Raw genomic sequence first — 21298 nt, 5'->3', positions numbered from 1 at the left:
CTGGAGCTGGAGGTGCGTTGTTCCGCCGGCACCTATGTGCGCGCCCTGGCGAGGGACCTGGGGGAGGCCCTGGGCTGCGGCGGTGCCCTGGCCAGCCTGCGCCGCACCGCCGCCCTCGGCTTCGGCCTGCACCAGGCCATTGCCATGGAGCGCCTGGCGGACGGCCCCATGCCCCCCCTGCTGGACCCCCTCGACGTGTTGGTGGATCTGCCGCGGCAGCGTCTCGATCCGACCCAGCTTTCAGCCTGGCGGTGCGGCCGCGCGCTGCCCCGTACGGTGGAGCAGTTGCCCGAGGGGGCCGTCGCCGTGCTCACGCCGGATGGCACTCTGGCGGGCATCGCCCGTGCCGACGGCAAGGGCCTGCTCCTGCCCCGGCTGGTGTTCGACGCCACCGGTTGAACCTCTCCCGACATCGCGATGGCCGGCCACAGCAAATGGGCCCAGATCAAGCGCACCAAGGCGGTGGTGGATGCGAAGCGGGGGGCGCTCTTCACCCGGCTGGGGCGGGAGATCACCGTGGCGGCCCGCGGTGGTGCCGATCCCGCTGGCAACTTCCAGCTCCGCACCGCCATCGAGAAAGCCAAGCTGGCGGGGCTGCCCAACGCCAACATCGACCGGGCCGTGGCCAAGGGCAGCGGCCAGGGCGCCGGTGGCGCTGACCTGTTTGAGGCGGTGCGCTACGAGGGCTATGGCGCCGGGGGGGTGGCCGTGCTGGTCGAGGCCCTCACCGACAACCGCAACCGCACCGCCGCCGACCTGCGGCTGGCCTTCGGCAAGCATGGCGGCAACCTCGGTGAGACCGGCTGCGTCAGCTACCTGTTCGAGCAGCGGTCCGTGGTGCGGCTGGCCCTGCCCGGCGCCGACGAGGAGACCCTGCTGGAGAGCCTGCTGGCCCTGGAGGAGCGGGGAGGTCCGGCGGCGGTGGGCTACGCCATCGACGTGGACGGTGTCGATGTGTTCGGGTCCTTTGCCGACCTGGAAGTCCTCCAGGACGGGCTGAGGGACCTGGGTCTGCCGCTGGCGGGCTGGGAGCACCGCTGGATCGCTTCCCTGCCCTGCCGCCTCGATGACGGGGACGTGCTGGCCGCCTGCCTGCGCATGCTGGATGTGCTCGAGGACCTCGATGACGTGCGCAGCGTCACCACCAACCTCGAAGCGGATGAGGCCCTGATGGAGGCGGTTCTGCTCAGCTGAGCATGGCGTCGGCGTCGGCGATCACCGTCAGGTCGGGATGGTGTTGCAGCCAGCTGGCGGGCAGCTCCGCGGACGGGGGCTCCTCCAGGGTGCGGCGCAGGATGGCCGCCTTCTCGGCCCCGGTGACCACCAGCAACACGCGACTGGCCGAGAGGATCTCGGCCAGTCCCAGGGTGATGGCCTGCCGGGGGACGGCGCCCGGGTCGCCGCCGAAGCCAGCGGCGTTCTGGCGGCGGGTGTGGCCGCTGAGCACCACACAGCGGCAGGCCAGCGCAGGGTCGGAGGGGGGTTCGTTGAAGCCCACGTGGCCGTTGAGGCCCAGGCCCAGCAGTTGCAGGCCGATGCCGCCGGCCGCGCTGACGGTGGCGCCATAACGACGGGCTTCGGCCTCCGGATCGGCGGCCTGCCCATCGGGGAGCCGCACCCGCTCGGGGTCCAGGCCGAGGGGCGCCACCAGCTGACGGGCCATGGTGGCGGCGAAGGAGGTGGGATTCTGCGGCGCCAGCCCCACGTACTCGTCCAGGTTGAAGCTACACCAGGTGTCGCGAACCCTGGCGGCCAGGGCGGGTTCCAGCCGAGCCATCCGACGGGCCAGGGCCCCGTAGACAGGCTCCATGGTGCGTCCGGTGGCCAGGCCCAGGGGCCGCTGCGGGTGCAGCCGATCTGCCAGCAGCAGGGCCGCCACCCGTTCGGCCACCGCCGCCGCATCGCCCAGAACGACGGGTGTGATCGCGGTGCTGGTGGTGGAGGGGAAGCCTGGCTTCAAAGGGAGCTGTAGGGGAGGATCCTGGCCCCCTGGTAGTAGTGCTGCAGGATCTGGCGGTAATCATCGCCGCGCAGGGCCAGTCCGTAGGCCCCCCACTGGCTCATGCCCACCCCGTGGCCGTAGCCACGGCCACTGACCAGCAGCGTCGGCGCTGCCGGTGGCCGGGGGCTACGCCAGGGGGCCTGGACCATGCCGGAGGCCAGAGTGCGGATCCCTTCGGGGGTGAACACGCCCTGCAGGGAGGGCAGCGGGGGAGGGACCGGGTAGGCCCTGGGGGCCTCGAAGTCGAAGCGGGCCAGGGTGCTGCGCAGGCCCAGCCGCTGCCGCAGTTCGGCGCCCGTGAGCAGCAGCGTGCCGCCAGGTCCCGTCACCCGGGCCTGGCGGATGCGGCCGGAGCTGGTGGTGGAGAGCACCTCGATTCGGAAGGCCCCATCGATCTCCCGGAAGGCCCTGGCCAGCCTGTCGGGCTCGATGCGCAGCTGCCAGGCGTGGACCGGACTGGCCTGGTCGAAATCGGGCACGCTCACCAGGTAGGGGAGCTGCTGGCGCCAGATCTCGCCGCTGTTTTCCGTCAGGCCGCCACTGCTGCTGTGGAAGACCGCGTTGATCAGGGCGGAACCGTGCACCAGCACCTGGGAGCGCGTGCTGCGCACCGCCTCGCGGGTGGAGTCGGTTTCGCTCTCCACCCCCTTGTAGACCTGGCTGGCCACCGTGGCCTTGAGGTCGAAGGGGGCCGCCGGTCGGCGCTGGCGCAGGGCGTAGGTGCGGGCCGCCACCGCCTGGGCCCGCAGGGCCGCGAGCGGCCAGCTGGCCGGCATCTCGCTGCCCACCACGCTGGGCAGGTAGCGCTCGACATCGATCAGATTGATCGCCTGCAGCCGATCGCCTTCGCTGCGCACCAGCAGCCGGCCCCGGTAGCGGCGCTGCTGCAGGGTCAGCATGGCCTCGCTGCCGCCGCCCTGGACTGGGGCGGGGTCGATCCAGGCCTGACCGGATGGCAGCGAAAGCCTCCGAAGGGGGCCGGCCGGCCCTTCCAGCCTCGCCTCCAGGGTCGCGCCGCTGCGGACCAGCTGCAGCCGGGCGCCCGGGGCCAGCTCCAGCAGGGTGCGTCCCGCCCCATCGCCCAGGCGCAGGGCGGCGCCGCCGGCCTCCAGCTCCAGGCTGGGGGCTTCCTGCAGGAGCACCCGCACCACGGGGGCCGGCGCCCTGGCCTCAAGGGGTATCGGCGCCGCCACGGCGGCTGGCAGCAGCGCCAGGGGCAGGCCGGCGCGCCATCCGAAGCGGAGTAGGGACACGGGTGGGCGCGAGCGACAACGGGTCATTCTGGACGGCGCTTCCGGGGATGGCCATGGCGCCGGCCACCACACCGGCTGGCGGCGTGGCAGCATGCCCACTGAGGCCTCCCGGATGTGCAGGTCACCTTCCTGGGAACCAGCTCTGGCGTTCCCACCCGCGCCCGCAACGTCTCCGCCGTCGCCCTGCGTCTGCCCCAGCGGGCGGAACTCTGGCTGTTCGACTGCGGCGAGGGCACCCAGCACCAGTTCCTCCGCAGCGAGCTGCGGGTGTCGCAGCTGCGCCGCATCTTCGTGACCCACATGCACGGCGACCACGTCTTCGGTCTGCCGGGGCTGCTGGCCAGCCTGGGCCTGGCCGGCAGCTGTGGCGGGATCGATCTCTACGGACCGGATCCGCTGCGGGACTACCTGGACGGGGTGATGCGCACCTCCTCCACCCGCATCGGCTATCCCCTGCGCACCCACCGGGTGAAGGAGTCCGCCGCCAGGGGCAGCCTGGTGCTCGATGACGACGACATCACGGTGCGCTGCACGGCCCTCACCCACCGGGTGCCGGCCTACGCCTACCGGGTGGATCAGAAGCCGCGGCCGGGTCGCTTCGACGTGGAGCGGGCCCGGGCCCTGGGCGTTCCCCCCGGACCGGTCTATGGGGAGCTCAAGGCCGGTCGCAGCGTCACCCTCGATGACGGCCGGGTGATCCGCGGCGAGGCCCTGTGCGGGCCGCCGCGGCCAGGCCGCAGTGTCGTCTACTGCACCGACACGGTGTTCAGCGAAGCGGCGGTGGCCCTGGCCCGGGGCGCCGATCTGCTGATCCATGAATCCACCTTTTCCCACGGCGAGGCGGAGCTGGCCATCGCCCGCCAGCACTCCACCAGCACCATGGCCGCCCAGACCGCCCTGGAGGCTGGCGTGAAGCGGCTGGTGCTGACCCACCTGAGTCCCCGCTACGTGGCCGGCAATCCCATGACCCCCGACGACCTGGTGGCTGAAGCACGGGCCATCTTCCCCGAGACGCTCGTGGCCAGGGACTTCCTCAGCCTCGAGGTGGGGGAGGCGGGCTGAGCCTGCAACAGTTCGCGTGATTCCGCTGCGGGGGACCCGTTGCCCGTGATACAAGGTCTCAGTTGCGGTCCCACCGCCATTTCGCCGGCTTCTTCCATGGCCCCCCTCTTTCTCTCAGCCGCCCCCCTTTCAGCCGTCCGCCGCTCGCTCGTCCGTGCCGTTTCCCGGACCCTGCTGATCCTTCCCCTGGCCCTGCTGGTCTGCTTCGCGGGCCCCGCGGCGGCGGCCCAGTGGAGCGCCGAGGACCTCACCGTGCCGGTGTCCCCCGATGGCACCCTGGTGACCTTCAGCGAGAAGGAGGTCAAGACCGGCCGCAAGCTCTTCAACGACAGCTGCGGCACCTGCCACGCCGGCGGCATCACCAAGACCAACCAGAACGTGGGCCTGGATCCCGAGACCCTTGCTCTGGCCACCCCGGCCCGGGATTCGGTTGACGCCCTGGTCGATTACATGAAGGACCCCACATCCTACGACGGGGAATACAGCATCTCCGACGTCCATCCCAGCCTGCGCAGCAGCGATGTGTTCGTGAAGATGCGCGACCTGGACGACGAGGACCTGCGCCTGATCGCCGGATACATCCTGGTGGCCCCCAAGGTCCAGGGCATCCAGTGGGGCGGCGGCAAGATCTACTTCTGATCCTCCCGGCCCACCTTTGCCGGCCGGCCCTGGCGCTGGCCGGCTTTTTTGTGGCTGAACGCCAGCGTGTCAGGGCGCCGGGGCCGGCAGAGGTGGTGGCGGTGCCAGGTTGTTGGCCTCCAGGGAGCCGGGCAGCTTGCTGTACCACCACTCCTGCAGGCCGGGGGCCAGCCGCTGGGGGAACAGGGTGATGACGGTGCGGGTGGGTCTGGCCCCGGGCTGGAGCAGCTCCACGGCATAGGAGGGGCAGCGGCGGGCGGCCAGGTCGGCCACGAAACGGCGGCCGACGCGGCGCCAGCTGGGCTCCTTGCTACGCCAGGCCAGGCGGCAGCACGGCCAGGGCAGCTCCTCCCGATCGAACAGGCGGCAGCAGGGTCCCAGGACCCGGTAGCTGTACTGGCCGCCGGGGCTGGGATGCTCGCTGCCGGAGGCCAGCACGGTGTCCACCTGGAGTGACATGAAAAAGCCACCCCTGAGGGTGGCGGAGAAGAACACGGGGTTCAAGGGCGATCCGCGCGAATCGCCCGGCGGGGAGCTCAGTAGAGCTCTTCTTCGGTGTGGGTCTTGATGGTGCAGTCGGAGGTGGGGTAGGCGACGCAGGTGAGGACGAAGCCGGCCTCGATCTGGTCGTCATCGAGGAAGCTCTGGTCCGACTGGTCGACGGTGCCGGAGGTGAGCTTGCCAGCGCAGGTGGAGCAGGCGCCGGCGCGGCAGGAGTAGGGCAGGTCAATGCCCTGCTCTTCGGCGGCGTCGAGGATGTACTGGTCGTCGGGAACCTCGATGGTCTTGTTCAGCCCCTCGCTCTCATTGACGAGGGTGACCTTGTAGGAAGCCATGGAAGAGATTGGAGCTCACAGACACCCGGCAGCCAGGGCCTGTAGGACCCGCCCTTCCTACATCCGACAGGGGGCTTTCCCGGCGATCTTGGGCTCGCAGGCCGGGAAGGCCAATCAAAGCCAGGACACAGATCAGCGTGCCTTATGCAACATCCGATGCTGAACGGATCCGCAGCAGGCCCCAGCGGTCCTGTTCCACCCGCCCTTCCACACGCCAGCCCGCCGCCGCCAGATCCCGCTCCAGGCCTGGGGCCTGATCCACCAGCAGGCCGCTGAGCAGGCCCACGCCGCCGCGGCTCAGCAGGTGCTCGAACCAGGGAATCAGGGCTTCGATCACCGGCGCCAGGATGTTGCAGAGCAACAGGTCGGCGCCGCGCCCCCCCAGCAGCCCCGCGAGGGCCTCTGCCGACCCGGTGGCCACCGTCAGGGCCTGGGCGCCGTCCAGGCCATTGAGGGCGGCGTTCGCGCGGGTCGCCCGCTCCGCCAGGGGGTCGGTGTCGGCGGCGGCCACGCTCGCCGCCCCCAGCCGCAGGGCGGCCAGACCCAGGATGCCGCTGCCGCAGCCCAGATCGGCCACCCGCAGCCCCTCCAGGTCCGCTCCACGTCCTGCCCGCGTCCGCTCGCCTGCGAGGCCTTCCAGCGCCTCCAGGCAGAGGCGGGTGGTGGGATGGCTGCCGGTGCCGAAGGCGCTGCCCGGATCGATGCGGATCACCAGCCGCCCGGCCTGCTCCGGCGGCACCTCCAGCCAGGCCGGCAGCACCAGCAGCCGCTCCCCCACCGGATCGGGCCGCCAGTGGCTCTTCCAGCTCAGGCTCCAGTCCTCATCCGCCTGGCGCTGCCAGTGGACCTGTGGCAGCGCCAGGTTGAAGGGCTCCCCCAGCGGGGCCAGGGCCCTCTCCAGCTCCTGCCGCTGGTCGGCGGGCCAGTCGCTTTCGGGCAGCCAGGCCAGCAGCTGGCGGCGCTCCGGGGCCTCCGGGGGATGCTGCAGGGCCACCCGAGGCACCCCCAGGAGCGGAAGCTTCCAGAGCAGCGATTCCTCCAGTTCGGCAGGGGCGGCCATCTCCAGCCGCCACCAGACCAGGCCCATCAGAGGGTGACCGGATGGGCGGCCTGGATGCCGTTGATGCCGTGGATCACCGCCAGCAGGCTGGGGGGGATCGGGTCGTCCAGGCTCAGCACCATCACGGCGTCGCCCCGCACGATCCGCCGCCCCACCTGCATCGAGGCGATGTTCACGTTGTGCTCCCCGAGCAGGGAGCCCAGCTGGCCGATGATGCCGGGCATGTCCCGGTGCCGGGTGAAGAGCATGTGACGGCTGGGCGTCACGTTGACCGGGAACTCGTCGATGGTGGTGATGCGCAGTTCCCCGTCGGTGAACACCGCGCCGGTGACGCTGTGGTTGCCCCGCGGGCTGCGGGAGCTGAGCTGGAGCGAACCGCCGGCGAAGTCGCGGCTGGCGTCGTCCTTCACCTCGAGCACATGGATGCCGCGTTCCTTGGCTTCAAGGGTGGCGTTGACGTAGTTGATGCTGTCGCCCAGGGCGGCCGACAGGATGCCCTTGAGGGCGGCCACCACCAGGGGCTGGGCAGGGTGGGAGGCGAACTCGCCCTGCAGGCGCACCTCCAGCTCGCTGATCTGGCCTCCGGCAAGCTGGCTGAGCAGCAGGCCGAGGGTTTCGGCCAGTTGCAGGTGCGGTTTCAGCTGCTCCATCACCTCGGCGGTCAGGCCGGGGATGTTGACGGCGCTGCGGGCCGGCAGGCCCAGGAGCACGTCCCGGATCTGCTCGGCCACGTCGATGGCCACGTTCTCCTGGGCTTCCTCCGTGGAGGCCCCGAGGTGGGGGGTGAGGATCAGCCGCTCCTTGACCAGAAGCAGCGGTGAATCGGCCGCCAGGGGTTCCTTGGCGTACACGTCGATCGCGGCGCCGGCGATCACCCGGTTCTCCACCGCGTCGGCCAGGGCCTGCTCGTCGATGATGCCGCCGCGGGCGCAGTTCACCAGCCGGGCGGTGGGCTTCATCGTGGCCAGCAGCGCCGCATTGACCAGGTTCTCGGTGTCGGGCGTGCGGGGCAGGTGCAGGCTGACGTAGTCGGCTTCGGCGAACAGCTGGGGCAGGGGCAGCAGCCGCACCTGCAGCAGCTGGGCGCGTTCGGCGGAGATGAACGGGTCGTAGGCGGCCACGTCCATGCCCAGGGCACGGGCGACGCGGGCCACGTGGGAGCCGATCTTGCCGAGGCCCACCACACCCAGGGTTTTCTTGTAGAGCTCGTTGCCGACGTAGGTCTTGCGGTCCCAGCCGCCGGCCATGGTGCTGGCGTGGGCGTGGGGCACGTGCCGCGACAGGGAGAGCATCAGCGCCAGGGCGTGCTCGGCGGCGGCGATCGTGTTGCCCTCCGGGGAGTTGACCACGATCACGCCGCGCCGGGTCGCGGCGGGAACGTCAACGTTGTCGACGCCGACGCCGGCCCGGCCGATGATGCGCAGCTTCGTGGCGGCCTCGATCACCTCGGCGGTGACCTGGGTGCCGGAGCGGATCATCAGGCCGTCGTAGTCGCCGATGCAGCCCACCAGCTGCTCCGGGCTGAGGCCCGTGCGCACGTCCACCTGGGCGACCTGGGAGAGGATGTCGATCCCCGCCTGGTCGATGGGATCAGAGACCAGAACCTTCGTCATGTCCGGCAGCGATGCGGGGGGCGGGGGGAACGCCCCTGGGGGGCAGGCCGGAGGTGCAGTGTAGAGAGCGGTGCGGAGACGAGCCCATGTCCTTGAGTGTGGTGGTCGTGCTGGACGACCGCGAACGCCTGCAGGCGTTGCGGGAACGCTTGCTGACGCTGCAGCCGGCCCCGACCAGGGTGCTGGCGATCGGCAGCGGTGAGGCGACCATGGCGGATGTGGAGCGGCTCGATCCGGCCACGGCCCGGCGGCGGCGGCAGCAGTCGATGGTCCGCTGGCTGCTGCCCTTCGGCTTCCTGGCCGGACTCACCTTCACCCAGATCACCGACCTGCACACCTTCAGCTTCGCCGGGCCCTATGGAGAACCGCTGATCGGCGGCCTGCTGGGCATGGGTTCCGGCTGGATGGGCAGCTTCGCCGCCGCCGCCAGCGTCAGCTCCGAGGAGGACGACCGCATCCGCATCCTGCGCAACCGGCTCGATGAGGGCTGCTGGCTGCTACTGCTGGAGGCCCCCGCCGGCAGTGAGATCCCCTGGACCACGATCCAGCTGGCGCGACCCAAGGCGGTCGTGCGGCTGGATGACACCTGAGCCCCCTCGCGCCATGCTTCCACGACGGGACCTTTTGGCAGGAAGCCTCCGGCCGGAGGCCCTCGAAGGCCTGCTGAACCTGGCGGAAACGGCCCTGCGCACCTGGGAGCCCCAGGTGAGTGGTTTTCTGGACGCCGCCGTCTGGGAGGAGGCCGAGGTCAGGCTCGCTGCCCTCAGTGAGCTGAGCCTGGCCAGCGACGGCGGTCACCCCGGCGCCGAACGCCGCTGCCTGCTGCTGGGACGGGCGGGCCAGGAGCCCGTGTCTCCTGACCTGATGGGGCTGGAGATCAGCGGCAACTTTCTCTTCGATCCCGCCACCGCCGCCGACATGCTCGAGGGGCTGGCCCGTTCCGGTGCCAACGCGGCGGCGTGGGGCGATCTCTGGCTGCGGGGTGATCGGGGCGCCCAGGCCATCGTCACGGCGGCCCTGGCCGCGAGGCTGGATGGGGGCGAGGGCCTGGTGCGCACGGTGCCGGTGCGCTTCGAGGCCCGCCCCATCGACAGGCTGCAGCTGCCGGCCCGGCGCCTGCCCCGCCAGCTGACCACGGTGGAAGCCTCCCTGCGGCTGGATGCCCTGGCGTCCGCCGGTTTCGGCCTGTCCCGCAACCGCATGGCCAACCTGATCCGCCAGGGGGCCGTGCGCATCGACTGGACCGTGGTCAGCAGCCCCAGCCAGCCGTTGGCCGTGGGGTCGCGGGTCCAGCTGGAGGGTCGGGGGGAGCTGGAGGTGCTGGCGATCGACCCCACCAAGCGGGAGCGCTTCCGGATCCGGATGGAGCGCCATTGAGGCCCCGGGCCCCAAGTTGACAGGAGGGAAGGCCGGCGAGTAGGAAAACCTCAGGAAGAAGCGGACCCAACGGACATCCCGTTGGTGATGTCACGACAACAATCCATTTCGATTTTTATCGAGATGGCAGTCGAATTTTCCAGTACCTCGGTGATCCCGGCAACGGGCGATTAGCTCAGAGGTAGAGCACTACCTTGACACGGTAGGAGTCACTGGTTCGATTCCAGTATCGCCCATCTTCAGATCTATTCATCCCTCGCGAATCGGGCTTGGTTGAGGTCGGCGTGCCCTTCGCTGCTACCCTCGGCCGATCGTGGTTGTGAGCCTGCCAGCGTGAGCCCCAACGAGGCCAATCCACCCCTGTCCTGCACGGTGGTGGTGGGCCTCGGCCGATCGGGACTGGGGGCCGCCCGGTTGCTGCATGCCCGCGGTGAAGCGGTGGTGGTGATCGAAAGTGGCGACTCCCCTGAGCTTCGGGCTCGGGCCGCCGAGCTGGAGAACGAGGCCATCGCGGCGCGCCTGGGGGTGCCCCTCAGCAGCGAGGCGTTCCAGGCCTTGCCGATGCCACCGTCCGTGGTGGTGGTGAGTCCAGGGATCGCCTGGAACCATCCGGTGCTGGAGCAGCTGCGCGGCCAGGGGGTGCAGGTGCAGGGGGAGATCGTGCCCGCCTGGCAGGCCAGCCGGGACGTGCCCTGGATCGGCATCACCGGCACCAACGGCAAGACCACCGTCACCTGTCTGGTGCACCACCTGCTGGAGCAGGGCGGCAAGGATGCGCCGCTCTGCGGCAATGTCGGCATCTCCGCCGCCGAAGTGGTGCTGCAGCGGCGTCTGGAGGACGGCCCCCGTCCCGACTGGCTGGTGGTGGAACTGAGCAGCTACCAGCTGGAGGCGGCACCGGCCGTCGCCCCCGCCATCGGCGTCTGGACCACCCTCACCCCCGACCACCTGGAGCGCCACGGCACCCTGGCGGCCTACCGGGCCATCAAGCGGCGCCTGCTGGAGAACGCCCGGATCCGCATCCTCAATGCCGACGACCCCGACATCCGCCGCCACGCCGACACCTGGGATCACGCCGACTGGATCACCGCCGGGCCGAGGGAAGCCCTGCCGGCGGGCCTCGATCCCCTGCTCTGGATCGATGGGCATGACATGTTGCAGGGGCGCCAGGGTCCCCTGTTCCCCGCCAGCGCCCTGGCGATGCCCGGGGCCCACAACCGCCAGAACCTGCTGCTGGCGGTGGCGGTGGGGCTCCATGCCGGCCTGGAGCCGGCGGCGATGGAGGCCGCCTGCCGCTGCTTCCCCGGCGTGCCGCACCGGCTGGAGCGCCTGCGCCAGCTGAACGGCATCACCTGGTTCAACGACAGCAAGGCCACCAATTACGACGCCGCCGAGGTGGCCCTGCGGGCCCTGGAAGGACCCCTGGTGGTGCTGGCCGGTGGTCAGTCGAAGCAGGGGGATGCGGCGGCCTGGCTGGGGCAGCTCCAGGCGCGGGCGGCGGCGGTCGTGCTCTACGGCGCGGCCCGGGAGGAATTCACCGGCCTCCTGCTCACCAGCGGTTTTGGCGGTGTGGTGCGGCAGGTGGAGGATCTCGGGGCTGCGGTGGCCCTGGCCGCCAGCCTGGCTCCGGAGCTCGACTGCCAGGGGGTGTTGCTGTCCCCGGCCTGTGCCAGCTTCGATCAATACACCAGTTTTGAAGCCCGCGGCGACCATTTCCGCCGGCTGGTGCTGTCCCTCTGAGACCGAACATCCATGGCCTGGTGGTTGATGAAAAGTGAGCCGGATGTCTACGGCATCCAGCACCTGCAGGCGGAGGGCACCACCCTCTGGGACGGGATCCGCAACTACCAGGCCCGCAACTTCATGCGCGCCATGCAGAGCGGAGATCGCGCCTTTTTCTATCACTCCAATGTCAGTCCCCCAGGCATCGTCGGCCTGATGGAGGTGATCGAAACGGGGCTGGTGGATCCCAGCCAGTTCGATCCCGCGTCCAAGTATTTCGATCCGGCCTCCAGGCCCGAGGCCCCCCGCTGGGACTGTGTCCGTCTGGCCTATCGCGCCACGTTCCCGGCGATGCTGAGTCTGGATGCCCTGCGCGAGCATTTTTCGGTGGAGGAACTGGTGGTCGTGCGCCGGGGCAACCGCCTCTCGATCCTGCCGGTGGCTGACGCCAGCGCCGCGCAGATCTTCAGCCTGCTGGGGGTGGAGCCGGACGCCTGAGGCGCCCCAGGCCTCCTCAGGCCGCCGGCGCCGAGAAGGCCTGATGGCCCGGGAACAGGTTGGCCAGGTAGCAGCGGGTCACCCCCCGGTCGCGGATGCCGTTCTGCACCAGAAAGCCCGCCAGGGCGGCCTGGAACAGGCGGTACTGGTCCCAGTTGGGGTGGCGCTCGATGAACTGCCGCATGGCCTCCAGCAGCGGTTCGGGCACCTCCGCCCGCAGGCTCACCAGCGACTCGGCCCCGTCCAACGGCAGGGTTCTCGGGCGGGCCATTGCGGACTCCATGCAGCGCGTCAGCCACTTCTCCACACCGAAGGGGGAACGTCAAACGGCGCCGGCTACGGCCAGGGGTGCCTGGTCTCAGGCTGAGACACAAGCCCTGGCAAGGGCTTCAGGCCGTCACCGCCACCGACCTCCTGACGCCGCAGCAGCGGGGCCCCCCTGTCAAGGTCGGGCGGCAGCCCATGCAGCTTCTCCCCAGCCGTGGCCAGCAGGCAACGTCCGAGGGGGGCCGCCTGGGGAGAAACGGTGCAAAACGGGGCTGGCGGCTGGGGAATCCACCAACGATCAACAATTCTGATCCCCACCCCCCGGCTCAGCGGGTCTCAGGCGCTCCAGGGCCGCGGCAAACGCGGCGCTGGCGGGGGCCGTCCAACCCCCTTCCATCCCCCGCCCTCCGGGCTCCGGGGTGAGCACCAGCTGCAGCGACCAGCTGCCACGATCCCCCCGCAGCCCCAGCCACAGCGACCCCCAGGCCTTGGAATCGGGATCGCCGATCGGCAACTCCAGTTCAATGTCGATGGCCTCGTCCGCCATCAGGGTGCCTGCGAGGGCGCCGTGCTGGGCGGTGAGCCGTCCGCTGGCCTGTTGCAGGGCGAGCAACTCGGCCCCGGTGAGTTCGCAGGCCCAGCCCTCACCTCCGATCAGGGCGGTGTAGGGGGTGCGCGATGCATCGACCACCAGCCGCCAGCCCTGACCTTCGCAGATCTCCACAACGGCTTGGAGTGGGCCCGGTTCAGCCGGGCAGCAGGTCGGGCTGGTCCTGTTCGTCGCTGAGTTCGACGATGGCCCTCTGCACGGGCTTGATCATCGAGTCATCGAGCAGGCCGTCGAAATCGTCGAAGCGGCGCTGCTTGGCCCGAAAAGCGATGCGAACGGTGGTCAGGTAGCGGTTGCTGGAGTGCCGGATCAGGCTCTCTCCTCGCTGGGCCAGCTCCTTGGCGTTGAGTTCGCTGCTTGGCATACGGACCTGATCGTCAATCTCACCACCCTAGATCAGCCCCCCGTACGCCCCACGTCCCTGGTCACGGCCTAGAAGGGGGCCACCCGTGCCCCTGCGCCACCACCGCACCCCCTCCGACCCATGAGCGGCACCCTCGCCATTGACCTGGGCAGCAGCACCACCGTGGTGGCCTGGCAGGACAGCCAGGGACCCCCCGGCCTGCTGCCCCTGCCCCCCTACAGCTGCGGTGACCCCTGCGTGGTGCCCAGCCTGCTGTGGCTGGAGAGCCCCGAGGCCGAACGGCCCCTGATCGGCCGCCAGGTGCTGGAGGCGGCCCTGGCTGATGGTGATCACCCCGGCCTCTGCCGGGATTTCAAGCGCCACATCGGCGCCCCGGCGACGGGGCCATCGCCGGGCTGGCTCCCGGCCGAGCGGGCCGGTGCCCTGCTGCTGGAGGGGCTCTGGCGGGCCCTGCCGCCGGAACTGGTGCCGGAGCGGCTGGTGCTCACCGCCCCGATCGAGACCTACCGGGGCTACCGGGCCTGGCTGCAGCGGGCCAGCCGCGAGCTGGCGGTGCCGGAACTGGCGCTGGTGGATGAGCCCACCGCCGCCGCCATCGGCGCCGGCCTGCCCGCCGGCAGCCGGGTGCTGGTGGTGGACATGGGCGGTGGCACGATCGATCTCTCCCTGGTGGCCCTGGAGGGTGGTGAGGGGCGGGCCGCGCCGATCGCCCAGCTGCTGCGCTTCGCGGGCCGGGATCTGACCCGCAGCACCCAGACCCTGCGCTGTGCCCGGGTGATCGGCAAGGCGGGTGTGGCCCTCGGTGGTCGGGACATCGACCGCTGGATCGCGGCCCACCTCTGCCCGGACGTTGCCGTCGACGGCGTCCTGCTGCAGCTCGCCGAGCGGCTCAAATGCCAGCTCAGCGACGTCCCGGAGGCCCGGCAGATCCAATCGACGGGGGGATCCTTCCGCGAACTGGTCCTGGGCCGGCCGGCCTTTGAGCGGCTCCTGGAGGAGCGGGGGCTGCTGCAGCTGCTCGATGGTCTGCTGGAGGCGGTGCTGGCGGCCGCCCGCCGGGAGGGGCTGGGGCTGGCCGCCATCGACGCGGTGCTGCCGGTGGGGGGCAGCAGCCGGATCCCCCTGATCCGCCAGTGGCTGGAGAGCCGCTGTCCGGGCGTGCCCCTGCGCGGCGAACGGCCCGTGGAGGCCGTGGCCCTGGGGGCCCTGGCCCTGACGCCAGGGGTGCGGGTGCGGGACGTGCTGGCCCGCGGCGTGTCCCTGCGCTGCTGGGACCGGCGCAGCGGTTGCCATCGCTGGCATCCCCTGTTCATGGCGGGCCAGAGCTGGCCCACCGATCAGCCCCTGGAGCTGGTGCTGGCCTGCAGCCGGGATGGCCAGGACGAGCTGGAGCTGGTCCTGGGGGAGCCCCTGCCCGAGGAGCGGGCCGAGGTGGTGTTCGAGGGGGGGCTGCCGGTGCTGCGGGAGCGGCCTGCGGGGGCGGCCCCGGTGCGGCCCTGGAGCACGCCGCCGCTGGCCATCCCCCTGGCCTCCCCAGGCCGCCGCGGCGTCGACCGGCTGCGCCTGCGCTTCTCCATCGACGCCGAGGCCCAGCTCCTGGTGGACGGCGACGATCTGGAGGCCCCTGACGGTGCTGACCGCCTGGGGCCCCAACGCCTCGGTCCGGTGCGCTGACGTCCAGGGACGGTGGACGCCGACCAGGCTGCCCCTGCGACCGGGCGCCGGTGGCCGCCGTTGCATACAAAGGAGGCAGAACCGCCCCGCTGTCCCCCCTTGGCCCTCCGCCGGCACAGACTCCCCCGTTTCTGGCTGGCCATCACCCTGGGTTCGGTTGCTGCGGCCGTCGGTCTGGGCTATTGGTGGGAGCGCCAGCTTCCCGTGCGCCTGGAGCAGGCCTCCGCCACCGGCCGCCTCGACGACTGCCTCCGCTACAGCGAGCAGCTGGCGGCCCTCAGCTGGTTGCCCGGCCGCACCCCCTTCGATCGGGGCCGATGTCTGCGGGCCAAGGCCGACCAGCTCTGGGGCCAGGAGAACTGGAGCGAGGCCCTGCGTCTCCAGCGCCAGGTGATCAACTCCAGGGCCGGCACCCCCGCCGACCGCGAGCGGCTCGCCCGTTGGCAGCGCCAGCTCCGGGCCATGGCGATGAACCGCTTCCAGGCCGGTGATCTGCCGGGGGCACTGGCGGCGCTCACGCCCCTGGGGGAGGAGCGCAAGGACGATGGCAGCGCCATGGGCGACGACCTCCAGGAGATCTGGAACCGCAACCGCTCCCAGCTGGAGCGGGCGACGCTTCTGGTCAAGCAGAAGCGCTGGTGGGAGGCGCTCGACAGCCTCAACCGCATCGACCATCCCTGGTGGCGCCAGCAGAGCGATCCGCTGCGGCAGGACGTGAAAAAAGGCCTCGACCAGCTCAAGGGCAAGGACCGGGAGCACGACAGCCACGGCTCCTTGCCCCACACGGTGTCCGGCGACAAGCTGGATGCCCTGGTGCAGCGCCGCATCGCCGCCGGCATGGATGAGTGGCAGGCGTTCCAGGCGGCCTGCAAGGAGCTGGGCGGCCGGGTGGTCGAGGCCGGTCCCGAAAGCGCCTGCCAGCGCTGAGCCCCATGACAGGATGACCGCGCAGAGCGTCCCGGTGGACATGCAGCCAGGTGATCAGGTCAAGGTGAGCCGCAGTGTGGTCGTCTACAACCACCCCCAGCACCGGGGTGAGGCCTTTGATATGGAAGGGCAACAGGGGGAGGTGTTCAACGTTCTGAACGACTGGAAGGGACGCCCCATCAGTCCGACCCTGCCGGTGGTGGTGGCCTTCGGCAAGTTCCGCGCCCACTTCCGCGAAGACGAGCTCGCCGCCGTCTGAGGCCGTTCCTCGCCGGCTGAATCCAGCCCGTTGGGGATCAGCTCCTCAGCAGGTAGACCCCCTCCTCACCATCGATGGCCTGGAGGCAGAGCTGGATCGTTTCGTGGCGGGCGGTGGGCACCACCCGCCCGCAGTAATCCGGCTGGATCGGTACTTCCCGGTGGCCCCGGTCCACCATCACCAGCAGCCCCACCCGGCGGGGACGTCCCCAGGCCTGGAGGGCCTCCAGGGCAGCCCGGACCGTGCGGCCGGTGAAGATCACGTCGTCGACGAGCACCACCTGGCGGCCGTCCACGGGCACCGGCAGCTGGGTGGCCTCCACCAGCCGGGTGCCCACCCGCTCCAGGTCATCGCGGTGGAAGGTGGGATCCAGGCTGCCGTGGGCGATCGGATGGCCGCAGATCGCCTCCAGCCGTCCGGCCAGCACCCGTGCCAGGGCCACACCACGGGTGGGGATGCCGAGCAGCACCAGATCCTGGCTGTCGGCCACGGCCTCCAGCACCTGGGAGCCGAGCCTGTCGAGGGTGCGTCCCAGGTCCTGGGCGGAGAGCAGTTCCAGCCGATCGGCGGGGGCCGTACCGGCCTGAGGTCGGGCCATCAAACGGTTGGCGTGTAACCAAAGCCTGACGCATCCCGGCCGCAGGAAGGTGTTTTGAGGGGGGGGGGGCTGTAGGTTGACCCTGCGTAGAAACGTGCAGATTTTCTCGCTGGTGAAAGCAGCTCCCTCCCAGAAGCATTCCGCCAGCGGCAAAGCTGATCGTCTGTCCAGCGAGACGGCCGCCCCCGTGGCCCCGATGGTTCTGGCCATTCTGGATGGCTGGGGCTACAGGCCCGAGAGCGATCACAACGCCGTCAGGGCGGCGGACACGCCGGTCATGGATGCCCTGTGGCACGCCTATCCCCACACCCTGATCGAGGCCAGCGGCGCCGCGGTGGGCTTGCCGGATCACCAGATGGGCAATTCCGAGGTGGGCCACCTCACGATCGGCTCCGGCCGGATCATCCGCCAGGAGTTGGTGCGGATCGGCCAGGCGGTGCGCAGCGGCACCATCGCCAGCAACCAGGCCCTCAACGACCTGGGCGACACCCTGGTGGCCAGCGGTCGCCCCCTGCATCTGATCGGCCTCTGTTCCGATGGCGGCGTCCACAGCCACATCGACCACCTCGGCGGCCTGCTGCGCTGGGCCGCCGGACGCGGCCTCAGCGATGTGCTGGTGCACGTGGTCACCGATGGCCGTGACTCGGCCCCCCATGGCGGCCCCGGCTATCTGGCCCGCATCCAGGCCATGATCGAGGAGGCGGGTGTGGGGCGGATCGCCACCCTCTGCGGCCGCTACTGGGCCATGGACCGCGACCAGCGCTGGGAGCGCACCGAGAAGGCCTACCGGCTGCTCACCGAACCGGCCCAGATTTGCCCCCTCAGTCCGGCCGAGGTGCTGGAAGCCTCCTACGCGGAGGGCATCACCGACGAGTTCCTGGAGCCGGTGCGCCTGGCCGAGGGACTGCTGGAGAGCGGCGACGGCCTGGTCTGCTTCAACTTCCGCCCCGACCGGGTGCGCCAGCTGATCCGCGCCCTGGTGCTGCCCGACTTCGACGGCTTCCCGCGCCAGTGGATCGGTCCCCTCCACGTCGTCACCTTCACCCAGTACGAGCAGGGCCTGCCCGTGCAGGTGGCCTTCCCTCCCGAGTCCCTCGACGGCCTGCTGGGCCAGGTGGTCTCCGAACACGGTCTGCGGCAGTTCCGCACCGCCGAAACCGAGAAGTACCCCCACGTCACCTATTTCATGAACGGCGGCATCGAGCAGGCCTTCCCCGGTGAAGACCGCCACCTGGTGCCCTCGCCCCGCGTCGCCACCTACGACCAGGCCCCGGCGATGTCGGCGGAGAAGCTCACCGACAGCTGCATCGCCGCCATCGGCCGGGGCATCTACTCCCTGGTGGTGATCAACTACGCCAACCCCGACATGGTGGGCCACACCGGCCAGATGGAGGCCGCCACCGAAGCCATCGCCATGGTCGACCGCTGCGTGGGCCGGCTGGTGGAGGCCACCACCCGCATGGGCGGCACCCTGCTGATCACCGCCGACCACGGCAACGCCGAAGTGATGCAGGGCCCCGATGGACTCCCCTGGACCGCCCACACCACCAACCCCGTGCCTGTGATCCTGGTGGAGGGCGAGAAGCGCAAGCTGGCCGGCCACGGCAACGACGTCAGCCTGCGGGAGCACGGCGGCCTGGCCGACATCGCCCCCACCCTGCTGGAGATCCTGGGTCTGCCCAAGCCGGCCCGCATGACCGGCACCTCCCTGGTGGTGCCGGCCACCGCCCCCACCGCCCGGATCCCCCAGACCCTCGGCGCCTGAAGGCCCGTTTCAACGGCGGCTAGTCTGGGGCCATGGTCAAGAACATCGTCTCGTCCCTCTGGATGCTCAGCGGCGCGCTGCTCATCGTCAGCGTGCTGCTCCATAGCCCCAAGGGCGATGGCATGGGGGGCCTGGCCTCCAGCGGCGGCTCCATGTTCAGCAGCGCCCGCAGCGCCGAGAACACCCTCAACCGCATCACCTGGACCCTGCTGTCCCTGTTCCTGGGGCTGGCCGTGGTGCTGAGCGCCGGCTGGCTGGGCTGAGACGGATGGAACGCCGCAGTTTCCTGTCCACGCTGCTGGCCCGGCTGGGGGCGCCCCTGGCAGGGTTTCTGCCCTTCCTTCCGGCCTCCAAAGCCCTGGCGGCCTCCAAGGCCGGCGATCCGGCCTGGCAACTGAGCCCTGCGGAATGGAAGAAGCGCCTCAGCCCGGCGGCCTATGCCGTGCTGCGCGATGAGGGCACCGAGCGCCCCTTCAGCAGCCCGCTCAACAAGGAGAAGCGCAGCGGCACCTACGTCTGCGCCGGCTGCCGCCTGCCCCTGTTCTCCTCCAAGGCCAAGTTCGACTCCGGCACGGGCTGGCCCAGCTTCTGGCAACCCCTGCCCAACGCGGTGGTCACCAAGACCGACTTCAAGCTGATCCTGCCGCGTACGGAATACCACTGCCGCCGCTGCGGCGGCCACCAGGGCCACGTGTTCGACGACGGACCCAAGCCCACCGGCAAGCGCTACTGCAACAACGGTGTGGCCCTGGCCTTCGTGCCCGGGGGCTGAGCCGCCGGGGTGGAATCAGGGTGTCACGATCATCATCGAGGTCAAGCTCACGTTTCAAGTTGGAGCAGAGGCACCTCACCACCCCTGGCCCTGTCGCCGATGTTGCGGCAGGGCCAGAACCCACGGCAGGGTCGGGCCTTGAGATCAGGGCAATGCGGTGGGGTTTCCCGGTGGTGGTGCAGTTAGCCCACCTCGGGAGTCTTCAGCTTGTAACCACTGTCAATCGTGTTCTCAGGCATTGGTTGACTTTCTTCATTGGGGATCATGACTTCGATATAGGCGGCCCCGTCATGGCTCTCGATTTGGTCAAGTACCTGGTCGAGTTCGGCTACCGTGCTGACCCGGGCGCTCAGCCAGTTTATACAGCCGAAGGCTTCTGGAAGCAGGTGGTAGTTCACCTGTGCCAGGTCGTCGTAACCGTGGCCGCGTTCACTGATGACGTCTTCAATGCCATAGAGGTTGTTGTTGAGCACGAAGATCCGCGGTTTGACACCGTAGCGGCCCATCACCGCCAGTTCATTGAGGGTGAGCTGGTGGGAGCCGTCGCCGGTCACCATCCAGGTGTTGCCCGACCTTTTGGCCATCGCCACCCCCAGGCAGGCCGGGGTGGCCCAGCCAATCGAGCCCCACAGGCCCTGGCCTTCTGCTGTGACACCAGCGGGCATCAGCAGCTTGTTGAGAATGGTCATGCATGTTCCGGTTTCGATCACCAGCGTGTCGCCCGAGCGCAGTCGACGCTGCAGGCGGGGATAGAAGTTGGCCGAACATGTGGCGTCGCCCGCGGCCCCCACCAGGGGCTTGGGCTCAAGCTTCAGACCGTGGTCGCTGCAACGGGTGCTGACGCGGTCGCAGAGGGCATTGAGCACGTCATCGATCGCCACATTCACAAAGACCTTGCTTCCGGCGCGGACCCAGTTGTCCTGGATCGACACCACCTTGGCGGCGTCAAAGCCGCCTGTCCACATGCCGGTGTTGAGCTCCGTCGTCACGATCCCGCCGATGTCGAGCACGAGGTCGGCGTTGCCGACCAGATGGCGAACGTCGTCCGACGAGGACCAATCACCGGCGTAGAGCCCGGCGTACTGAGGCATCGCTTCGTCGATGGTCCCTTTGTCATTGGGGGTGATGGCCGTGGGCAGATTGGCCTTGCGGATCAGTTCCAGCGCCCGCTCACGCACGCCGTAGCGACTCACCAGGTGGGTCAACACAACCACAGGACGTTCCGCGGCCTCCAGTCGGGCAAGGATCGTTCCCACGGCTGCTTCCAGTTCCTGCGGCACGCTGTGCTGGCGTTTCACAGCGCCGAGCGGTTCCCCTTTCACGGGTGTGCCGAGGATGGGTTGACTGCCGTTCACCTCCGAGATCACCAGGTAGGCCGGCATGCTCTGGCGCAACGCTTCCCGAACCACGCGCTCCAGCTCGTCGACGCAGTTGTCGGGAGTGAGGACAGCGCTGACGCAGGCAGCCGCCGCGGAGAGCTCCTGAAAGCGGTCGTAGACCGTGTCACCCAAGTTGTGGTGGGTGATCAACCCCTGCTTTTGAATGCGCTCGCTTGGCATGCCCACCAAGTGGAACACCGGAAGACGATGGGCCTTGCTTCCCATCACACCATTGATGGCAGAAAGTTCCCCTACGCCGTAGGTGGTGGACAGCATGGCGGCGCCCCGAATGCGGGCGTAGCCATCGGCGGCATAAGCCGCATTGAGCTCGTTGGCGCAAGCCACCCACGACAGTTCCGGCACCTGCTCAACAGCATCGTCGATCGCGAAGGCATAGTCGCCAGGAACACCGAAGATGCGGTCGACCCCAAGCTTTGACAAACGGCTCAGGGTGTATGTCGCAACTGTAAGGGCAGCCATGGTGGTTGGGTAGGAGCATAAAACGTACGCTAGACACGCTTGGACGATTCCTCCAAGCCTTGCGCTTCATTCGTTATGTGTCTGGACAGCAACTCAACCCGCAGGTTAATCACCTCTATAGGCGGCATTAAGAGAGTGGAG

Annotated in this window: 25 protein-coding genes and 1 tRNA gene; 15 read left to right on the top strand and 11 right to left on the bottom strand. The window is 69.8% G+C overall.

All coding sequences use genetic code 11. The features are described from left to right. A partial coding sequence (locus KBZ04_RS03585) for a tRNA pseudouridine(55) synthase TruB (RefSeq protein WP_254990530.1) occupies positions 1-399 on the top strand: 399 nt, incomplete at its 5' end. 18 nt (positions 400-417) lie between these two features. Then, positions 418-1194 (top strand): YebC/PmpR family DNA-binding transcriptional regulator, encoded by a 777-nt coding sequence (locus tag KBZ04_RS03580; protein ID WP_254990529.1) that lies wholly within the window; start codon positions 418-420, stop codon positions 1192-1194. Here KBZ04_RS03580 and KBZ04_RS03575 read toward each other — a convergent pair. Together KBZ04_RS03575 and KBZ04_RS03570 are read right to left on the bottom strand one after the other, a co-directional pair. Then, positions 1187-1960 (bottom strand): glucosamine-6-phosphate deaminase, encoded by a 774-nt coding sequence (locus KBZ04_RS03575; protein ID WP_261350853.1) that lies wholly within the window; start codon positions 1958-1960, stop codon positions 1187-1189. The genes KBZ04_RS03580 and KBZ04_RS03575 overlap by 8 nt on opposite strands. Continuing rightward, positions 1957-3255, bottom strand: a complete 1299-nt coding sequence (locus tag KBZ04_RS03570) for a SpoIID/LytB domain-containing protein (protein WP_409995932.1) — start codon at positions 3253-3255, stop codon at positions 1957-1959. Before KBZ04_RS03570 ends, KBZ04_RS03575 begins: the two co-directional genes overlap by 4 nt. Positions 3256-3369: 114 nt before the next feature. Between KBZ04_RS03570 and rnz the strand changes: the two genes are divergently transcribed. Further along, positions 3370-4317, top strand: coding sequence for a ribonuclease Z (rnz, locus tag KBZ04_RS03565; protein WP_254990526.1), 948 nt, complete (start codon positions 3370-3372; stop codon positions 4315-4317). Positions 4318-4413: 96 nt separating this feature from the next. Next, positions 4414-4956, top strand: a complete 543-nt coding sequence (gene psbV / locus KBZ04_RS03560) for a photosystem II cytochrome c-550 (RefSeq protein ID WP_254990525.1) — start codon at positions 4414-4416, stop codon at positions 4954-4956. Positions 4957-5025: 69 nt separating this feature from the next. Here psbV and KBZ04_RS03555 read toward each other — a convergent pair whose 3' ends face one another. The 4 genes from KBZ04_RS03555 to serA form a co-directional block, all read right to left on the bottom strand. Then, on the bottom strand, positions 5026-5415 hold the full coding sequence (locus KBZ04_RS03555) for a hypothetical protein (protein ID WP_254990532.1): 390 nt from the start codon (positions 5413-5415) through the stop codon (positions 5026-5028). A gap of 77 nt (positions 5416-5492) precedes the next feature. Continuing rightward, a complete protein-coding gene (locus KBZ04_RS03550; protein ID WP_015110648.1) occupies positions 5493-5792 on the bottom strand; it encodes a ferredoxin in 300 nt (99 codons plus the stop codon). A 142-nt stretch (positions 5793-5934) separates the two neighbouring features. After that, entirely contained in the window at positions 5935-6879 is a 945-nt protein-coding gene (gene prmA, locus KBZ04_RS03545) for a 50S ribosomal protein L11 methyltransferase (RefSeq protein WP_254990524.1), read from the bottom strand. Next, entirely contained in the window at positions 6879-8465 is a 1587-nt protein-coding gene (gene serA / locus KBZ04_RS03540) for a phosphoglycerate dehydrogenase (protein ID WP_254990523.1), read from the bottom strand. Before serA ends, prmA begins: the two co-directional genes overlap by 1 nt. Before the next feature lie 86 nt (positions 8466-8551). On the opposite strand from serA, the gene KBZ04_RS03535 reads away from it, so the two are divergent. The 5 genes from KBZ04_RS03535 (at position 8552) to KBZ04_RS03515 (ending at position 12062) form a co-directional block, all read left to right on the top strand. Next, positions 8552-9055, top strand: a complete 504-nt coding sequence (locus KBZ04_RS03535) for a hypothetical protein (protein ID WP_254990522.1) — start codon at positions 8552-8554, stop codon at positions 9053-9055. A 13-nt stretch (positions 9056-9068) separates the two neighbouring features. Further along, positions 9069-9842: a photosystem II S4 domain protein gene (locus tag KBZ04_RS03530; RefSeq protein ID WP_254990521.1), complete on the top strand. Its 774-nt coding sequence runs from the start codon at positions 9069-9071 to the stop codon at positions 9840-9842. Positions 9843-10006: 164 nt separating this feature from the next. After that, a tRNA-Val gene (locus KBZ04_RS03525) sits at positions 10007-10078 on the top strand. Between the two features lie 97 nt (positions 10079-10175). Beyond that, a complete protein-coding gene (gene murD, locus KBZ04_RS03520) occupies positions 10176-11582 on the top strand; it encodes a UDP-N-acetylmuramoyl-L-alanine--D-glutamate ligase (protein WP_254990520.1) in 1407 nt (468 codons plus the stop codon). A gap of 12 nt (positions 11583-11594) precedes the next feature. Further along, entirely contained in the window at positions 11595-12062 is a 468-nt protein-coding gene (locus tag KBZ04_RS03515; protein WP_254990519.1) for an EVE domain-containing protein, read from the top strand. A gap of 16 nt (positions 12063-12078) precedes the next feature. On the opposite strand, the gene KBZ04_RS03510 is transcribed toward KBZ04_RS03515, so the two are convergent. The 3 genes from KBZ04_RS03510 to KBZ04_RS03500 all read right to left on the bottom strand — a co-directional run bounded on the left by KBZ04_RS03510 (position 12079) and on the right by KBZ04_RS03500 (position 13303). Beyond that, positions 12079-12333: a DUF2811 domain-containing protein gene (locus tag KBZ04_RS03510; protein WP_254990518.1), complete on the bottom strand. Its 255-nt coding sequence runs from the start codon at positions 12331-12333 to the stop codon at positions 12079-12081. Between the two features lie 294 nt (positions 12334-12627). Beyond that, positions 12628-13053: a DUF1818 family protein gene (locus KBZ04_RS03505; protein ID WP_254990517.1), complete on the bottom strand. Its 426-nt coding sequence runs from the start codon at positions 13051-13053 to the stop codon at positions 12628-12630. Positions 13054-13075: 22 nt separating this feature from the next. Then, positions 13076-13303: a DNA-directed RNA polymerase subunit omega gene (locus KBZ04_RS03500; protein ID WP_216901535.1), complete on the bottom strand. Its 228-nt coding sequence runs from the start codon at positions 13301-13303 to the stop codon at positions 13076-13078. Between the two features lie 120 nt (positions 13304-13423). On the opposite strand from KBZ04_RS03500, the gene KBZ04_RS03495 reads away from it, so the two are divergent. From KBZ04_RS03495 to KBZ04_RS03485, 3 genes are all read left to right on the top strand, one after another. Then, positions 13424-14977, top strand: coding sequence for an Hsp70 family protein (locus KBZ04_RS03495; protein WP_254990516.1), 1554 nt, complete (start codon positions 13424-13426; stop codon positions 14975-14977). 99 nt (positions 14978-15076) lie between these two features. Further along, positions 15077-15904: a hypothetical protein gene (locus tag KBZ04_RS03490; protein ID WP_254990515.1), complete on the top strand. Its 828-nt coding sequence runs from the start codon at positions 15077-15079 to the stop codon at positions 15902-15904. 40 nt (positions 15905-15944) lie between these two features. Beyond that, on the top strand, positions 15945-16163 hold the full coding sequence (locus tag KBZ04_RS03485) for a ferredoxin-thioredoxin reductase variable chain (protein WP_254990514.1): 219 nt from the start codon (positions 15945-15947) through the stop codon (positions 16161-16163). Between the two features lie 37 nt (positions 16164-16200). Here KBZ04_RS03485 and pyrR read toward each other — a convergent pair whose 3' ends face one another. After that, positions 16201-16761 carry a bifunctional pyr operon transcriptional regulator/uracil phosphoribosyltransferase PyrR gene (gene pyrR / locus KBZ04_RS03480; RefSeq protein ID WP_254990513.1) on the bottom strand — a complete coding sequence of 187 codons (561 nt, stop codon included), beginning with the start codon at positions 16759-16761 and terminating at the stop codon, positions 16201-16203. A 196-nt stretch (positions 16762-16957) separates the two neighbouring features. Here pyrR and gpmI point away from each other — a divergent pair, with 196 nt between their 5' ends. The 3 genes from gpmI to msrB are packed head-to-tail and all read left to right on the top strand — an operon-like array spanning position 16958 to position 19298. Beyond that, positions 16958-18526 carry a 2,3-bisphosphoglycerate-independent phosphoglycerate mutase gene (gene gpmI, locus KBZ04_RS03475; RefSeq protein WP_254990531.1) on the top strand — a complete coding sequence of 523 codons (1569 nt, stop codon included), beginning with the start codon at positions 16958-16960 and terminating at the stop codon, positions 18524-18526. A gap of 32 nt (positions 18527-18558) precedes the next feature. After that, positions 18559-18789 carry a preprotein translocase subunit SecG gene (secG, locus tag KBZ04_RS03470; RefSeq protein WP_015110663.1) on the top strand — a complete coding sequence of 77 codons (231 nt, stop codon included), beginning with the start codon at positions 18559-18561 and terminating at the stop codon, positions 18787-18789. A 5-nt stretch (positions 18790-18794) separates the two neighbouring features. Continuing rightward, a complete protein-coding gene (gene msrB / locus KBZ04_RS03465) occupies positions 18795-19298 on the top strand; it encodes a peptide-methionine (R)-S-oxide reductase MsrB (RefSeq protein ID WP_254990512.1) in 504 nt (167 codons plus the stop codon). A 182-nt stretch (positions 19299-19480) separates the two neighbouring features. Here msrB and KBZ04_RS03460 read toward each other — a convergent pair whose 3' ends face one another. After that, positions 19481-21157 carry an alpha-keto acid decarboxylase family protein gene (locus KBZ04_RS03460; protein ID WP_254990511.1) on the bottom strand — a complete coding sequence of 559 codons (1677 nt, stop codon included), beginning with the start codon at positions 21155-21157 and terminating at the stop codon, positions 19481-19483. Positions 21158-21298 lie beyond the last annotated feature (141 nt).

It is taken from the genome of Cyanobium sp. N5-Cardenillas, assembly GCF_024345515.1.
Lineage (GTDB): Bacteria > Cyanobacteriota > Cyanobacteriia > PCC-6307 > Cyanobiaceae > Cyanobium.
The sequence above is the reverse complement of the archived record's forward strand: the minus strand, read 5'-3'. Positions and strand labels throughout refer to the sequence as shown.

Bases quoted from the DNA above. Each gene is read 5' to 3' on its own strand.
- serA (WP_254990523.1), bottom strand. From the start codon at position 8,465: ATGACGAAGGTTCTGGTCTCTGATCCCATCGACCAGGCGGGGATCGAC.
- KBZ04_RS03530 (WP_254990521.1), top strand. From the start codon at position 9,069: ATGCTTCCACGACGGGACCTTTTGGCAGGAAGCCTCCGGCCGGAGGCC.
- pyrR (WP_254990513.1), bottom strand. From the start codon at position 16,761: ATGGCCCGACCTCAGGCCGGTACGGCCCCCGCCGATCGGCTGGAACTG.
- KBZ04_RS03500 (WP_216901535.1), bottom strand. From the start codon at position 13,303: ATGCCAAGCAGCGAACTCAACGCCAAGGAGCTGGCCCAGCGAGGAGAG.
- psbV (WP_254990525.1), top strand. From the start codon at position 4,414: ATGGCCCCCCTCTTTCTCTCAGCCGCCCCCCTTTCAGCCGTCCGCCGC.
- KBZ04_RS03535 (WP_254990522.1), top strand. From the start codon at position 8,552: ATGTCCTTGAGTGTGGTGGTCGTGCTGGACGACCGCGAACGCCTGCAG.
- KBZ04_RS03555 (WP_254990532.1), bottom strand. From the start codon at position 5,415: ATGTCACTCCAGGTGGACACCGTGCTGGCCTCCGGCAGCGAGCATCCC.
- KBZ04_RS03485 (WP_254990514.1), top strand. From the start codon at position 15,945: ATGCAGCCAGGTGATCAGGTCAAGGTGAGCCGCAGTGTGGTCGTCTAC.
- gpmI (WP_254990531.1), top strand. From the start codon at position 16,958: ATGGTTCTGGCCATTCTGGATGGCTGGGGCTACAGGCCCGAGAGCGAT.
- KBZ04_RS03510 (WP_254990518.1), bottom strand. From the start codon at position 12,333: ATGGCCCGCCCGAGAACCCTGCCGTTGGACGGGGCCGAGTCGCTGGTG.
- KBZ04_RS03550 (WP_015110648.1), bottom strand. From the start codon at position 5,792: ATGGCTTCCTACAAGGTCACCCTCGTCAATGAGAGCGAGGGGCTGAAC.
- KBZ04_RS03580 (WP_254990529.1), top strand. From the start codon at position 418: ATGGCCGGCCACAGCAAATGGGCCCAGATCAAGCGCACCAAGGCGGTG.
- KBZ04_RS03460 (WP_254990511.1), bottom strand. From the start codon at position 21,157: ATGGCTGCCCTTACAGTTGCGACATACACCCTGAGCCGTTTGTCAAAG.
- KBZ04_RS03515 (WP_254990519.1), top strand. From the start codon at position 11,595: ATGGCCTGGTGGTTGATGAAAAGTGAGCCGGATGTCTACGGCATCCAG.
- prmA (WP_254990524.1), bottom strand. From the start codon at position 6,879: ATGGGCCTGGTCTGGTGGCGGCTGGAGATGGCCGCCCCTGCCGAACTG.
- secG (WP_015110663.1), top strand. From the start codon at position 18,559: ATGGTCAAGAACATCGTCTCGTCCCTCTGGATGCTCAGCGGCGCGCTG.
- KBZ04_RS03495 (WP_254990516.1), top strand. From the start codon at position 13,424: ATGAGCGGCACCCTCGCCATTGACCTGGGCAGCAGCACCACCGTGGTG.
- msrB (WP_254990512.1), top strand. From the start codon at position 18,795: ATGGAACGCCGCAGTTTCCTGTCCACGCTGCTGGCCCGGCTGGGGGCG.